The organism is Limimaricola sp. (genome assembly GCF_016125575.1).
Lineage (GTDB): Bacteria > Pseudomonadota > Alphaproteobacteria > Rhodobacterales > Rhodobacteraceae > WGLM01.
The window spans coordinates 87,640-101,884 of the sequence record NZ_WGLM01000004.1 but is presented as its reverse complement, the minus strand read 5'-3'; the positions used below and the strand labels follow the sequence as shown (position 1 = coordinate 101,884).

Here is a 14,245-nt window from a genome sequence, read left to right as displayed (position 1 = left end):
GTCAGGCGCCTCTTCGGGGCGCATCGCCCATTTCGGTGATCAGCATGATCAGCCGGTTGGTCACGTCGGCACCGCTCGAGGTGACGTCCCACGCGGCATGGGCCATGGTCGCCGCCTTGTCGGGCTCCAGCAGGCCTTCCACCATGCGGCCCAGATCTTCGGGTCCGCTGACCTGCCGGCTGGCCCCGGCCGCGGCTAGCCGACGATAGCTTTCGGCAAAGGGCATGGTGGCGCGGCCATGTACCACGACCGATCCAAGGGCTGCCGCCTCGAACGGGTGGCGCAGGCCCTGCCCTGTCAGGGTGCCGCCGATATAGGTGATTGGCGCAAGCCGATACCACAGCCCCAATTCGCCATCGCCATCGGCGACATAAACCTGAATCGTCTCAACCGGCTCCTGCTCGGAGCTGCGCAGCGCGGTCTGAAACCCCGCTGCCTGCAGCCGTGCCGCCATCTCCGGCCCGTCCAAGCGGTTGCGCGTATCAAGGATCAGCAGCAGCCGGTGCGTGCGCCGGTTTGCTACTGCATGAGCCTGCGCCAACAGCGCGGCCTCGTCCAGCGGCGTATCGGCGGCCAGCCAGACCGGGCGCGCGCCAAGGCTGGCGGCGATGTCGCGCCGCTCGCGGTCGTTGCAGCCCAGAACGGCCACGGTGTCTTCCAGCTTGCCCGACAGTTCCATCTGCACGTCATCGGCACCGGCGCGCCGCAGACGTGCCAGCACCGGTCCGTCACTGACAAGGATTCTGCTGAACCGTCGCAGCACCGCGCGCAACGCGCCGGGCCGCCAGCCGCCCGAGGTAAGATGCAGCGCCTCTGGCCCGGCTTCGGCAAGGATTGCGGGCAGATCACGCGCCGCCACCTCGGCCAGCAGGGCGGGATCAAGATCACCCCGCAGCCACAGCAGCATGTCCGGCGCCCAAGTCTCGAGAAAGGCCCGCGCTGCCGTTCGGCCCGGGGCCGGTTGTGGCTGCACCAGCATCTCGGCCCCGGGCAGGCTTTCAGGCAAGGTCTGGGGCACGGCATCTGGCAGGGTCAGAAGCACTGAAAGCGGCCCGGCCTCGTCCTGCAGGCGCTGGGCCAGTGCGGCAACGGCACCGATTTGCGCCGCGTTCGCCCCCCGCACCCACAACAGGCGCCCCGGTGGCCGCACCGCCCCGGCCTCCGCGTTTCCCGCGGGCTCGCGCCAGCTGCGCGGAACCAAGCCGGCCAGCGGGGGCCGCGGGCTCATCTCAATCGCCCATTTCCTCGGTCGCCGAGGCCGGCGCCGCCTCGTCCCGCAAACGGTGAATATGGGCGATGAAATAGCGCATGTGCGCGTCGTCGACGGTGCGCTGCGCCTCGGCCTTCCAGGCCGAATAGGCGCTGGCATAATCGGGGAACATGCCGACGATATGGATGTCCTTCACATCGCGAAAGACGTTGCGGCTTGGGTCGAGCAGTTCGCCGCCGAAAACAAGGTGCAGGCGCTGGGTCATCTGGTCCTCGGGTTAGGTCGCAAATTCTGGCGCACCCTAAGGAAATGCGGTGCGGGGTCAAGCAAACGGGGCAGCGGGCGCAGCTTGGGGCGCAAGACGCGCCACAAGCGCGCCATGCACCTCGCCGGCCGCCACGATCCCGTCAACCTGCGGATGCGGGTTGTTGAAACGCAACGGCGCGCCGCTGCGGTCGGTCGCGTGGCCCGACGCCTCGGCCACGATAAGCGCGCCTGCCGCCACATCCCACTCCCATGTTGGCCGCAGGGTCAGCATGGCGTCGAACCGGCCCGCGGCGACAAGGCACAGCCGATAGGCCAGAGAGGTGCGGAACTTGCGCTGAACGGGTGGCGTGGCACCGTCCCGCCAGTGGACCGGGTCAAGGCTGGGGCGCGCAGCCAGCACGGTCGCACTGTTCAGCTCACGCAGTTTGCTGACGACGATCGGCTGGCCGTTGAGTGTCGCACCACCGCCAGCCTCTGCGCAGAACATCATCTCGCGTAGCGGCAGGTAGACGACGGCGGCGGTCACCCGGCCATGTTCTGCAATGGCCAGCGAATGGGCCCAGTCCTGTGCCCCTTCGATGAAGGCGCGGGTGCCGTCGATGGGATCGACGATGAACGTGTTTGTGGCCTGCAGACGGGCCGGATTGTCCTCTGTCTCTTCCGACAGCCAGCCATAATTCGGGCGCGCGCGGGTCAGCTCGCGCCGCAACATGGCGTCCACTTCAAGGTCGGCCTCGGTGACTGGGCCAGCGCCATGTGGCTTGTCCCAGGCCCGCGGGCCGTCCTCGAAATGGCGTTTGGCAATGACACCCGCCTCTCGTGCGGCGTCGGTCAACAGGGTCAGATCAGTCGCCGGCAAGCGTCAGCCCCTCGACCAGAAGCGAGGGAACGACGGTGCCAAGGTGGTGGCGTGCGTCGTTGGCGGGCGTGATCCGCGGCAAGAATTCCAGCAGGTTGCCCGCCACGGTGCATTCGTTGACCGGGTAGGCGATCTGGCCGTTTTCCACCCAGAACCCCGACGCCCCGCGCGAATAGTCGCCGGTGTTGGGGTTGATGGTGGAGCCGATCATCTGCGTGATCAGCAGGCCCGTGCCCATCTGCGCGATCAGGTCGTCGCGGCTGGACGTGCCCTCGGTCAGGGCGATGTTGCTGGTGGACGGAGAGGGCGGTCCGCCGGTGCCGCGCGCGGCGTTGCCGGTGCTGGGCAGGCCCAGCTTGCGCCCCGTGGCAAGGTCAAGCGTCCAACTGCGCAGGATCCCGTCCGCGACGATCTCGCGCCGGGCGGTGGGCAGCCCCTCGGCATCGAACAGGCGCGAGCCCGGGACGCGGGCGCGGTGCGGATCCTCGATCACCGACAGGCCCTTGGGCAGGACTTGGCTGTCCATCCGGCCCAAGAGCCAGCTGCTGCCGCGCGCGATCATCATGCCGTTGGCGGCCTGCAGCAGATGGCCGATCAGAGAAGAGGCGACCCGTTCGTCAAAGATCACCGGATAGGCGCCCGTTTTCGGCCGCCGTGCACCCAGCCGGGCCACCGCGCGCTCGCCGGCAATGCGGCCGATCTCGTCGGCATCGCGCAGGTCGGACTGAAAAACGCGGCTGTCGAAATCCCAGTCGCGCTCCATCCCGGTGCCTTCGCCGGCGATGGCGACGCAGCCGCGCGCCCGGTCACTGCGGCCAAAGCCTGCAGAGAAGCCGTTGGTCGCGGCAATGTGAACGCGCCGACGCCCATAGCCGGCGGATGCGCCGTCAATCCGGGTGACGCCCTTGACCGCCAGCGCGGCGGCCTCGCAGCGGCGAGCGTCATCCTCAAGGACGGCGGGGTCGGGCTCGTCGCTTGGATCGTAAAGGTCCAGCGCCTCGGTGTCGGTCCGCTTGGTGATCTGGCCGGGCTCGGCCAGCCCGGCTGTCGGATCCTCGGGCGCCTCGCGGGCCATTGCCACGGCGCGTTCGGCCATCTGGCGCAGGGTTTCGGGGCGGGTGTCGGACGAGGAAACGCAGGCCTGTCGGCGCCCGATCAGAACGCGCAGGCCGATGTCGATCCCTTCGGAGCGCTCTGCCTGCTCCAGCGCGCCCTGCCGCACCGCGATCGAGACCGAAGTGCCGTCGACGGCGATTGCATCGGCGGCCTCGGCGCCCGCGGCGCGGGCGACATCCAGCAATTGTGCGGTCAGATCGGCAAGCGAAACAGTCATGGCGGCGCTCCTTGGGGTTGAGGCAGAGGTAGTCTTTGCCTTCCCGGCCCGCAAGGCTGCAGTACCACCTCTGGCCGCCGCACAGGGACGTGTTAGGTAAGGCCCATCCCGACATGGAAGGACACAGTCATGCCCCAGCGATCGTTGCAGATTACCACACCCGACGGCACCGCGCCGGCAACGCTGTTCACGCCCGAGGGTGCGACGCCGCAAAGCGCCATTATCCTTTACATGGATGCCTTCGGTCCGCGCCCCGGGCTGGAAGCCATGGCCGGACGACTGGCGGCCATGGGTCATGCGGTGCTGCTGCCGGACCTGTTCTATCGATTTGGCCCCTACGGCCCGTTCGATGCCGCCACGGCGTTTGCCAACCCCGAGGTCCGCGCCCAGCTGATGGGCATGATCGGCAAGACGACACAGGCCATGACGGAGGCCGATACCGGCGCTTTCCTTGATGCGCTGACGGCCGCGGGCGTATCCGGTTCGGTGGGAACGGTGGGCTATTGCATGGGGGGCGCACGTGCGCTGACGGCCGCCGCAGCCTATCCCGACCGCATCGTCGCTGCCGCCTCGATCCATGGTGGGCACCTTGCCGGCGACGCGCCTGACAGCCCGCACCTGCGCGCGGGCCAGATCAAGGGCCGAGTCTATGTCGGCTGTGCCGGTGTCGACAAGTCGTTTCCCCCCGAACAGTCGGCACGGCTGGCACAGGCACTGCGCGACGCCGGCGTCGATCATATCATCGAGAACTATGTCGGTGCCGAGCATGGCTGGGCGGTGCCGGACCATTCCGTGCACAATCCGGCCGCGGCCGAGAGGCACTGGCTCCGGCTGGCCACGTTTTTCGGCGAGACGCTATAGCCGCCACGAAAAAAGGGCCGCGCGGGGATCACCCGGCGGCCCTTTGTCTTGCCGTATCGCGTTGGCCTACTTGATCCGTTGGCCGTTGGCGAGGATCTGGCCGTCCTTTGTGAACTCGATGGTCGAGGTCAACTGATCGTCGCCCACGACCTTGGCGAACATGCCCATCATCATCCGGCCCATCTGGGCCTGATCATCGGGGACAAGGCCCATCTTGACCAAGGTGTCCAGCAGGCCGTTCGCGCCGTTCAACTGCAAGGTAATGCTGCCGTCCGGGCGTGGCATGCCGGGCATGGTCGTCATGTCGGTGTTATCGAGGGTCACGTGGCCTGTGCCGGTCAGAGAAGCGCCGGCAATGGCAACGTTCAGATCGTTGAGGTCGACCGAATTGACCTCGCCCGGTGCGTCGGCAGCGGCGGCGGCAGCCTGAGCCGGGTCCATCAGGTCATAGGCCAGCGTTGCCGTGCCTGAAACGTCGATCTTGGCCGTTGCCGGGTCGTGGGGCAGCATCCCGGTGGGGTCGATCATCGACCAGATCTCTTCATTGACGGCGACATCGGCGAGGTTGACGTTCATCGCATAGGGCACCGGCGTGTCGGACTTGGACAGCGGGAAGGTCAGGCCATAGGCCAGTTGCGACATGCTGATGTTGATCGGAAACGGCAGGCTGGAGGTGGTGACAGAAACTTTCAGCCCGTTGACCGTCGTATCGTAGGTCAGCCCGTCCTTGCTGAGCGCGGCGTCAAGCGACGCGTCCTGAAGCGAGATCGTCCCGTCGGTCTTGCCGTCGCTGGCGTCCGAGCTGAAGAGATAATTCGCCGATCCGAAGGTATAACCGCCCTGGAAGGCAAAGCCCTGCGCATAGGCCGCAGACGGGTTCGACATATCCATGCCCTTGGGCATGGTGACATTACCCGTCGCGGCAACCTGCCCGATCTGTCCCGACAGGGTGAACGGGCCGGCTTGCTGATCCTTCGACTCGACCAGCATGTCCAGCGTGTCTGCGGTCATCGAGTAGGTGAAACCGTCCATGTCGCCGGTCTTGGCCAGGTAATTGGCCGACACGTTGTTGAGGTTGACCGTGGCATCTGTCGGCACCGCGTCGCCGTCCTGCGTCACGCCGGTCAGCGCAAAGCCGTAACGGTTGGCGCTGACGGCATAGTTCATCGCGTCCGGCGTCCCGCTGACGACCATCTTCATCCCGGCGGCAATGACGTCCGCGCTGATCGTCTGGCTGCCGCTGGAATCGGTCATGTCCATATTGAAGGGCATCTTCTCGGGCACAGTGACGGTCACGGTGCCATCGCCGTTGCCGGTGAACACCACGTCGCCCACGTCAATCTTGGCGGTGCCATCATTCTGTTTGTTTTTGAAATTCAGCGACAGGCCCGAGACCGTCAGCGTGTTGCCAGAGGTCGACTCGGACGCGCTTTGCACGACGTCGGGGCCGGCCATGGACATGTTGGACTTCCAGTTGTTCCAAACGTCCTGCGGGGTGACGTCGGCCCATGCCGCACCGCCGGCGATGATCGCGGCAACGCAGACGCCCGATCTGATTAGAGTCGAATGGCGCATCTCAAAGATCCTTTCACTGTAAACCCAAAGGGAAGGTTCGCCCGCCTTGCGCAGCCGGTCAAGGTGGGGAAAACTCCTTCGATCCGTGAAGCGCACGATTTCACGCCACAAGAGCAGAAGAGGGGACAGGAATGGGTCTGCAGGGACAGGTCATTGCGGTAACCGGCGCCAATCGCGGCATCGGAGAGGCCGCGGTGCGCGCTTTTGCCGCCGCGGGCGCCCGTGTGGCGCTTCTGGCGCGCGATGGTGCAGCGGCCGAACGAATCGCGGGCGAGATCGGGCCGGAGGCTTTGGCCGTGACCTGCGACGTGGCCGATGCGGGGCAGGTAGCGGCCGCCGTGACCCAGATCGTCGACCGATTTGGCCGTCTTGATGTCTTTGTGGCCAATGCCGGGGTGATCGGGCCGATGGGGCCGCTGGAAGAGGCTGATATCTCCGCATGGAGCGCGACGATCGACATCAACCTCAAGGGGGTTTTTCATTGTCTCCATGCCGCGGCGCCGCAGATGCTGGCGCAAGGCGGGGGCACGTTCATCACCATCTCGTCGGGCGCGGCGCATAACGCGCTGGGTGGCTGGTCGGCCTACTGCGCGTCCAAGGCCGGGGCCTATATGCTGACCCGCACCGCCGATGCCGAGTTCCGGGCTCGCGGCCTGCGGGTGATGGGCCTGTCACCCGGCACCGTCGCCACCGACATGCAGCGCGCGATCAAGGCGTCGGGCGTGGGGCCGGTCGCGCGGCTGGACTGGTCCGACCACATCCCGCCCGACTGGCCCGCGAAGGCGCTGATCTGGATGTGCGGGCCGGAGGCCGACGGCTACCTCGGGCAGGACGTCTCGCTGCGTGAACCCGCGATTCGCCACGCGGTGGGGCTTGCATGATTTCCTGCGACCGCGATGACGGGCTTTGGACTGTCACGCTGAACCGTCCTGACAAGGCCAATGCACTGACCGGCGCGATGTTGGCCGAACTGGCCGATATTGCCGAAGATGCGGCGGGCAAGGCACGGGTGCTGATCCTGACCGGGGTCGGCAAGGTTTTCAGCGCCGGGGCCGATCTGGACGCGGCCAAGGCCGGCCTGGCCACCGATCCGGTGTGGGAGCGGCTGTCGGGTGCGCTGGCCGCGCTGCCCTGTCTGACCATCGCGGCGCTGAATGGCACGCTGGCGGGCGGGGCCTTTGGCATGGCGCTGGCCTGCGACCTGCGGGTGGCTGTGCCGGGGGCCTCGTTCTTTTACCCGGTGATGCGGCTGGGCTACGCGCCGCAACCCTCGGACCCGGGCCGCCTTGCCGCGCTGCTGGGGCCTGCGCGGGCGCGGCTGATCCTGCTGGCGGGCGCGCGGCTGGACGCGGCCGAGGCGCTGGCCATCGGCCTGATCGACCGCGTCGCCGATGACGTGATGGCCGAAGCCCACGTGCTGGCCACCCCGGCGCTGGGGGCGAGCTCCGAGCATGTCGCCCGCCTCAAACGGATGACCTGACATGCCGCAGGCTCTTGTCATCGGCGCCGGTCCGGCCGGCCTGATGGCCGCGGACGTGCTGTCGGCGGCGGGCGTCTCCGTCCGTCTGGCCGATGCCATGCCGACGCCGGGGCGCAAGTTCCTGATGGCGGGCAAGTCGGGCCTGAACCTGACGATGGATCAGCCGCTGGAGGATTTCCTGACGGCCTTCGCGCCATTGCCCGACGTGTTGCGCGCGGCGCTGACCGAATTCGGTCCGCCGGAGGTGGCCGACTGGGCGCGCGGGCTGGGGCAGGAGGTGTTCACCGGCACCTCTGCGCGGGTCTTTCCGGTGGCGATGAAGGCCTCGCCGCTGCTGCGGGCCTGGCTTGCACGGCTGATGGCGCAGGGCGTGCGCCTGACGCCCCGCACCCGCTGGGCGGGCTGGGACGGCGCGGCGGTCCTGCTCGACGGCCCGGCGGGGCGCGAGGTGCTGACGCCAGACGTCACCGTGCTGGCGCTGGGCGGAGCCAGCTGGTCGCGCCTGGGCTCGGATGGCGGCTGGGCCCGGCACCTGGCGGGCCATGTCGCGCCGTTCCAGCCGGCCAACATGGGGCTGCGGGTGAACTGGTCGGCGCACATGGCGCCGCATTTCGGCAGCCCGGTGAAGGGCTGTGCCCTGCGCGCCGGGCACGACACATCGCGCGGCGAATTCGTGATTTCGGCGCGCGGGCTGGAGGGCGGCGGGATCTATGCCGTGTCGCGCGCGGTGCGCGAGGGCGCGCCGCTGTTTCTGGACCTGCTGCCGCATCTTGGCGTGTCAGAGGTCGCGCGCCGGCTGGCCACGCCGCGGGGCAAGGCGACGCTGGCGGCCCACCTGCGCCGCACCCTGCGGATCGTCGGCACCCGCGCGGCGCTGCTGAACGAATTCGGACGTCCGTTGCCTGCCGATCTCGCGCCGCTGCTGAAGGCGCTGCCGCTGCGCCATGCCGGCCCCCGCCCCATTGACGAGGCAATCTCCACCGCGGGCGGGCTGCGCTTTGACGCGCTGGACGAGGGGTTGATGCTGCGCGACCGCCCCGGCACCTATGCCGCGGGCGAAATGCTCGACTGGGAGGCGCCGACGGGCGGTTACCTGATCACCGCGTCGCTGGCCACCGGGCGCCGGGCCGGGCTGGCGGCGTTGCGGCGGCTGGGCCTTAGTCCTGCAACCTGATCCAGGCTGGTCGCGCCTCCATCCGGGCGCGATAGGCGTTCAGCACCTCGCCCGGATCGGGAAACCGCGCCGAGGCCGCCCATTGCAGCACATGGGCGCAAAGGATGTCGGCGATCGTCATCGTCTCGCCCATCAGGAACGGCCCCTTCACCTGCGGCGCCAGCCGCGCGGCGCTTTCCGCGAATTCCCATTTCAGGCTGTCCTTGACCTCTTTCACCCGCAACTCGGGCGGCAGGATAAAGCTGTGACGGGCCGCGACCCAAAGCAGCGCGTCAAACTCGTCGAGCAGCAGGAAGGTCAACGCGTCCTGCCGGGCGCGGGCAATCGTGCCGGCGGGATGGGTCAATTGGCCATGCTTGTCGGCCAGATAGGTCAGGATCGCCATCGAATCGGTCAGTACCGCGTTGCCATCCTGCAGGACCGGCACCTTGCCCGACGGGTTGAGCGCGACGACGGTGGCCGAGCGCGGCTTTTCGGCCTCGTGGCGATAGGGCAGACCCATCTCTTCGAGCGCCCAAAGCACGCGGAACGCGCGCGTCGTCTTCGATCCGATCACGGTATACATCATGGTCCTCCGCTGTTGCGCCTAAGGGAAAGGCGCGGGCGGCAAAAGGCAAGGGCGCGTCAGCCGCGCGCTGCCCGCCGCATGGCGATTCGGATCAGCGCGCGCTCGACCAGCGCATGTTCCGGCGCGCGCGAGGTGGAACGCAGCTGCAGGTCGGTCGCCGTGATCTCGGACAGCGCGGCCTCTATATCGGCCACGCGCCATGCGGCGGCTTGCCGTTGCAGCGCATCGCGGCGCGGGCCGTAGACCGGGGGACGCAACCTGTCGATCCCGGACGAGGCGCCACCGGGCGCTGTGGCGACGCTGTGCAGGGTACGAAAATACCGCCCGGCCGCGATGCACAGGCCCACCGGCATCGTGCCTTGCGCGAAAAGCTGCCGTAAAACAGGGCCGATCTGCTGCGCGCGCCCCTCGGCGACGATGCCCACCAGCGTGTCCAGTTCCGCCTCCATCGACAGTGGCGCGCAGGCGGCCACGTCTGCGGCCGAAACTGGTGCGTCGCTATCATAGGCGTAAAGGCTAAGCTTTTCGGCCAGTTGCCGCAGGTCGCCCGGATCGAGGTTGCGCGAAACGTCCATCAGCGCGTCCATTGCGTCGGGGCCGACCTGTGTGACCCCGGCGGCGGCCAGCACGGCGGCCACCTCGTCACGCCCCGGCGGGTCGGCGTAAAGCCCGACTGCCACGGCGTTGCGATGTCCTTCGAACGCCTTGCGCAGGGCCGAGCGGGCAGGCAGCGCGTTGGCGGTCACGATCATCACCGCGTCGCCTTCGCGCCAGTCGTCCAGCGCCGCGGCGATGACCGGGGCCAACCCGTCGCTTGCCCCCTCGACGATGGCCAGCCGCATCCCGGCGAAGAAACCCTGCGCGCGCATCGCGTCGTCCAGCAGTGCGGGGTCTTTGCGCAGGTCGGCGGCAGCGATGCGGGTGACGCGCATGTCGGCCTCGGCGTCCGGTCCAGCGAGGGCCAGCGCGACCTCGCGCCGCCGCTCGTCCACTGCGGCCGGGTCGGCGCCGTGGATCAGCAGGCCGGCGCGCCGCGGGTCTGGCTTGCGGAAATAGCCGGCCGCCTCGCGTGCGTTCAGCTTCATGCCGGCAGGCGCGGCGACAGCGCGATGAGTTGCGTGACGATCTGGTCGGCCAGCGCCACCATCAACCGGCTATGCGCGTCATCCTCGGCGGTCAGCGTGGCAACCGTGCTGGCGGTGGTGGAATAGGCGGCGAAGGTGTCGGCCTTGCCTTGGCCCAGCACCGTTCCCGCCGCGTCCTTCAGCACCCAGGTGGCTGTGCCGGGCAGGTTGATGCGCGTGGCGGTATCCTCGGGCGAGACGGCCACGGCGACGGTGCCCACGTCGATTGTCACGTCCAGGGAGTAGCGCACATCGGTCGCGCGGCCCAGCCGGTCTTCGATCCGTTGGCGCAGGGCGTATCCGTCGGGTGTTTCGGGCGCGCTGAGCGTGATGGCGTCGCGCAGTACCGTCGCCGTGCCGCCGTTGCCGTAGACCGGACGGAACCCGCAGCCCGCCAGTGCGCAAAGCCCCAGCAGGGCAGCGCGGCGTGGCAGGCGAAGGGCGGTGTCAGACGACAATGTTGACGATCCGTCCGGGGACGACGATCAGCTTGCGCGGCGCGGCCCCGTCCAGCGCGCGCACCACAGCATCGTCGGCCAGCGCGCGTTTTTCAACCTCTGCCGCGGGCAGATCGGCAGGCACGGTGATTTCCGACCGCCGCTTGCCGTTGATCTGGATCGGCAGGGTGATGGTATCCTCGACCAGCATCGCCGGATCAGCCTTGGGCCAAGGCGCGGTGGCGACAAGGCCCTCGCCCCCCAGCATGGCCCAAATCTCCTCGGCCAGATGCGGGGTCATCGGCGCCATCAGCTGCGCAAGAACGCGCGCGGCCTCTTTGCGCGCAGTGCCGCCGGCGGTGGATTTCTGCAGGGTCGAGGTGAAGGCGTAGAGCTTTGCGATGGCGGCGTTGAAGCCAAAGCTTTCCACGCCCATCGTCACGTCGTGGATGGTCCGGTGCATGGCTTTCAGCAGATCTTCATCGCCCGGCCCCGCGCCCTCGGGCATCTCGGCGATTTCGCTGGCGATGCGGTGGACGCGGCTGAGGTGCTTGAACGTGGCCTCGGCGCCGGCGGCGGTCCATTCCACGTCACGCTCGGGCGGGCTGTCGGACAGCACGAACCAGCGCGCGGTATCGGCGCCGTAGGTCGAGACGATGGCGACGGGATCGACCACGTTCTTCTTCGATTTCGACATCTTGGCCGAGGGGATGACGTCGACAACCTCATTAGCAATGCGATTAGCGGCAAATGTGGTGAGAGCCTTCTTGTCGTCCCAGACACCCACGTTCCCTTTGAGCACGGCAAGTCTCTTTCCGTCCTCGCCCGAGAAAACGTAAACCTCCTCTGGCAGGTGATAGACGGGGCGGCCGGCGGCATCGCGGGTCATGTAGATCTCGTGCGTCACCATGCCTTGCGTGAACAGGGCATCGAACGGCTCGATCGCCTTGGCGGGCAGGTGGCCGGTCAGGTGCATCGCGCGGGCGAAGAAGCGTGAATAGAGCAGGTGCAAAATCGCGTGTTCGATGCCGCCGATATACTGGTCGACGTTCATCCAGTAGCTGGCCTCGGCCATGTCGGTGGGCGTGGCCGAATGGGGCGCGGTGAATCGTGCGAAATACCAGCTGCTGTCGACGAAGGTATCCATCGTGTCGGTTTCGCGCCGGGCGGGCTGGCCGCATTTCGGGCAGGCGCAATCGCGCCATGTCGGGTGGCGGTCCAGCGGGTTGCCGGGCACGTCGAAGGTCACGTCGTCGGGCAGGCGGACGGGCAAGTTTTCCTTGCGCTCGGGCACCACGCCGCAGGTCGCGCAATGCACGACCGGAATCGGGCAGCCCCAGTAGCGTTGCCGCGACAGGCCCCAGTCGCGCAGGCGGAACTTGGTCACGCCCTTGCCGATGCCCTTGGCCTCGCAGGTGGCGATGGCGGCGTCGATGGCCTCGGCCCCGGTCGCGGTTTCAGACCAGCCGAAGGATTTCAGCCAGCGGACCTTCTCGGTTTTCGGCGGAACGAAGGCCGTATCGGTCACGCGCTCGGGCACGGTACGGATATCGCCCGGCTCCCAGCCGAACTTGCCGCCAGCGCCGGTGGCATCGGCAGGGTCGCCAACCCGTTCCGACAGCGCCATGAAGGTGTCGATCACCGGCAGGCCATACTTGCGCGCGAAGTCGAGGTCGCGCTGGTCATGCGCGGGGCAGCCGAAGATGGCGCCGGTGCCGTAATCCATCAGGATGAAGTTGGCGATGTAGACGGGCAATTCCCAGGCCGGGTCGAACGGATGGCGCACCTTCAGCCCGGTGTCAAAGCCCAGCTTCGGCGCGGTTTCGATGGCCTCTTCCGTGGTGCCGCCCTTGCGCGCCTCGGCGCAGAAGGCCGCGACCTCGGGGTGTTTGGCCTCCAGCTCGCGCGCCAGCGGATGATCGGGCGAGATGCCGACGAAGGACGCGCCCAGCAACGTGTCGGGCCGGGTGGTATAAACCTCGATCTGGCCGCCATGGGTCAGCTCGAAGGCGAATTGCAGGCCACGGCTTTTGCCGATCCAGTTGGACTGCATCAGCTTGACCTTCGCGGGCCAGTTATCCAGCCCGTCGATGGCATCCAGCAGCTCTTCCGAGAAGTCGCTGATCTTGAAGAACCATTGCGTCAGTTCGCGCCGTTCCACCTCGGCACCCGAGCGCCAGCCTTTGCCGTCGATCACCTGTTCGTTGGCCAGCACCGTCATGTCGACCGGGTCCCAGTTGACCACGGCGTTCTTGCGGTAGACGAGGCCACGGTCGAGCATGTCGATGAACAGGGCCTGCTGCTGGCCGTAATATTCGGGGTCGCAGGTGGCAAATTCGCGGCTCCAGTCGATCGACAGGCCCAGCGGCTGCATCTGCGCCTTCATGTCGGCGATGTTCTGGTAGGTCCAGGTTTTCGGGTGGCCGCCGCTGGCCATTGCGGCGTTCTCGGCGGGCATCCCGAAGGCGTCCCAGCCCATCGGGTGCAGCACGTTATGGCCGGTCGACAGCTTGTAGCGGGCGATCACGTCGCCCATCGTGTAGTTACGCACATGGCCCATGTGGATGCGCCCCGAGGGATAGGGGAACATCTCCAGCACGTAGTATTTCGGCTTGCTGGGGTCGTGACGGGCCTTGAAGGTGTCGGCCTGGCCCCATGCGGCCTGCCAGCGGGCTTCGATCTCGGCGGCGGAATAACGCGACATGCGGAACGGGTCCTTGGACGTGGGAAGGGCGCGGGCGCGTGGCCCGGCGCGGGTCTGGCAGCGGCGGCTGGCCTTAAAGGCCGCGGTCGGAGATGCGAAGTTGCCGGGCGCGGTTCAGGATCGCGTCTTCGACGGCGCGCTGAGTCGCGGCTGCAACCGGCCCGCCGCGCGTCTGGATCGCGACGTTGAGCGAGCGGGCATCCAGCGCGGGGTCGGAGATATAGACCGTTGCGCGGTAGGCGCGGCCACCGCCGGGAGGCGTGCCGTAGCCAAAGACGATGACGCCGGTGAACGGGTCCACGCTTTCGATTGGCAGGAAATCCAGCACGTCGATCGCGGCCGCCCAGAGATAGCGGTTGACCGCCACGTTCTCTGACCCGCGGGTGCGGGCGGCGGCGCGGGTGGCACCATCAGTGGCACGGTGAAAGCCGAGGCTGCCGAAGGGCAGGCTGCCGAACGAGCCGGTGCTGCCGCACGCAGACAGGCCCAGAAGCAGGGCCGGAACAAGGGCGCCACGGCCTATGCGAGAAAGTGCTGTCAAAACCGGTCCCCCGTTGGGCTCAGAGCTTTGGCAAAGGTGTAGCGAAGCGGCGCGGCGGTCACAAGTCTCTTGGCCAAAAGGCAATGCCGCAAAAAGAAAGAGCGGCCCCGAG

The 14,245-nt window shown here is 67.8% G+C and carries 14 protein-coding genes; 4 read left to right on the top strand and 10 right to left on the bottom strand.

Translation table 11 applies throughout. From position 1 onward, the window contains the following. Position 1: 1 nt before the first annotated feature. Genes GC146_RS07410 through GC146_RS07395 form a run of 4 tightly spaced genes read right to left on the bottom strand, consistent with a single transcriptional unit; the run spans position 2 to position 3,669 of the window. Positions 2-1,228 (bottom strand): glycosyltransferase N-terminal domain-containing protein, encoded by a 1,227-nt coding sequence (locus GC146_RS07410; RefSeq protein WP_291836582.1) that lies wholly within the window; start codon positions 1,226-1,228, stop codon positions 2-4. A gap of 1 nt (position 1,229) precedes the next feature. After that, on the bottom strand, positions 1,230-1,475 hold the full coding sequence (locus GC146_RS07405) for a DUF4170 domain-containing protein (protein ID WP_291836580.1): 246 nt from the start codon (positions 1,473-1,475) through the stop codon (positions 1,230-1,232). Positions 1,476-1,532: 57 nt separating this feature from the next. Next, the gene (locus GC146_RS07400; protein ID WP_291836577.1) at positions 1,533-2,336 is read right to left on the bottom strand and encodes a 3'(2'),5'-bisphosphate nucleotidase CysQ; all 804 of its coding nucleotides are present in this window, start codon (positions 2,334-2,336) and stop codon (positions 1,533-1,535) included. Beyond that, positions 2,323-3,669: a TldD/PmbA family protein gene (locus tag GC146_RS07395; RefSeq protein ID WP_291836574.1), complete on the bottom strand. Its 1,347-nt coding sequence runs from the start codon at positions 3,667-3,669 to the stop codon at positions 2,323-2,325. The genes GC146_RS07400 and GC146_RS07395 overlap by 14 nt, the downstream gene beginning before the upstream one ends. A gap of 129 nt (positions 3,670-3,798) precedes the next feature. Here GC146_RS07395 and GC146_RS07390 point away from each other — a divergent pair, with 129 nt between their 5' ends. After that, a complete protein-coding gene (locus tag GC146_RS07390) occupies positions 3,799-4,530 on the top strand; it encodes a dienelactone hydrolase family protein (protein WP_291836571.1) in 732 nt (243 codons plus the stop codon). Positions 4,531-4,596: 66 nt separating this feature from the next. Here GC146_RS07390 and GC146_RS07385 read toward each other — a convergent pair whose 3' ends face one another. Next, positions 4,597-6,105 carry a DUF2125 domain-containing protein gene (locus GC146_RS07385; protein WP_291836568.1) on the bottom strand — a complete coding sequence of 503 codons (1,509 nt, stop codon included), beginning with the start codon at positions 6,103-6,105 and terminating at the stop codon, positions 4,597-4,599. 131 nt (positions 6,106-6,236) lie between these two features. Here GC146_RS07385 and GC146_RS07380 point away from each other — a divergent pair, with 131 nt between their 5' ends. The 3 genes from GC146_RS07380 to GC146_RS07370 are packed head-to-tail and all read left to right on the top strand — an operon-like array spanning position 6,237 to position 8,759. Then, positions 6,237-6,986 (top strand): SDR family oxidoreductase, encoded by a 750-nt coding sequence (locus GC146_RS07380; RefSeq protein ID WP_291836565.1) that lies wholly within the window; start codon positions 6,237-6,239, stop codon positions 6,984-6,986. Further along, the gene (locus tag GC146_RS07375; protein WP_291836562.1) at positions 6,983-7,585 is read left to right on the top strand and encodes an enoyl-CoA hydratase/isomerase family protein; all 603 of its coding nucleotides are present in this window, start codon (positions 6,983-6,985) and stop codon (positions 7,583-7,585) included. The genes GC146_RS07380 and GC146_RS07375 overlap by 4 nt, the downstream gene beginning before the upstream one ends. 1 nt (position 7,586) lies before the next feature. Continuing rightward, positions 7,587-8,759 carry a TIGR03862 family flavoprotein gene (locus GC146_RS07370; protein ID WP_291836559.1) on the top strand — a complete coding sequence of 391 codons (1,173 nt, stop codon included), beginning with the start codon at positions 7,587-7,589 and terminating at the stop codon, positions 8,757-8,759. Here the strand turns inward: GC146_RS07370 and GC146_RS07365 are convergent. The 5 genes from GC146_RS07365 to GC146_RS07345 all read right to left on the bottom strand — a co-directional run bounded on the left by GC146_RS07365 (position 8,743) and on the right by GC146_RS07345 (position 14,133). After that, positions 8,743-9,324 carry a glutathione S-transferase family protein gene (locus tag GC146_RS07365; RefSeq protein ID WP_291836556.1) on the bottom strand — a complete coding sequence of 194 codons (582 nt, stop codon included), beginning with the start codon at positions 9,322-9,324 and terminating at the stop codon, positions 8,743-8,745. The genes GC146_RS07370 and GC146_RS07365 overlap by 17 nt on opposite strands. Positions 9,325-9,383: 59 nt before the next feature. Beyond that, positions 9,384-10,412 (bottom strand): DNA polymerase III subunit delta, encoded by a 1,029-nt coding sequence (gene holA / locus GC146_RS07360; protein ID WP_291836553.1) that lies wholly within the window; start codon positions 10,410-10,412, stop codon positions 9,384-9,386. Then, the gene (gene lptE, locus GC146_RS07355) at positions 10,409-10,909 is read right to left on the bottom strand and encodes an LPS assembly lipoprotein LptE (protein ID WP_291836551.1); all 501 of its coding nucleotides are present in this window, start codon (positions 10,907-10,909) and stop codon (positions 10,409-10,411) included. The genes holA and lptE overlap by 4 nt, the downstream gene beginning before the upstream one ends. Next, positions 10,899-13,592: a leucine--tRNA ligase gene (leuS, locus tag GC146_RS07350; RefSeq protein ID WP_291836546.1), complete on the bottom strand. Its 2,694-nt coding sequence runs from the start codon at positions 13,590-13,592 to the stop codon at positions 10,899-10,901. Before leuS ends, lptE begins: the two co-directional genes overlap by 11 nt. A gap of 73 nt (positions 13,593-13,665) precedes the next feature. After that, on the bottom strand, positions 13,666-14,133 hold the full coding sequence (locus GC146_RS07345; RefSeq protein ID WP_291836544.1) for a DUF3576 domain-containing protein: 468 nt from the start codon (positions 14,131-14,133) through the stop codon (positions 13,666-13,668). Positions 14,134-14,245 lie beyond the last annotated feature (112 nt).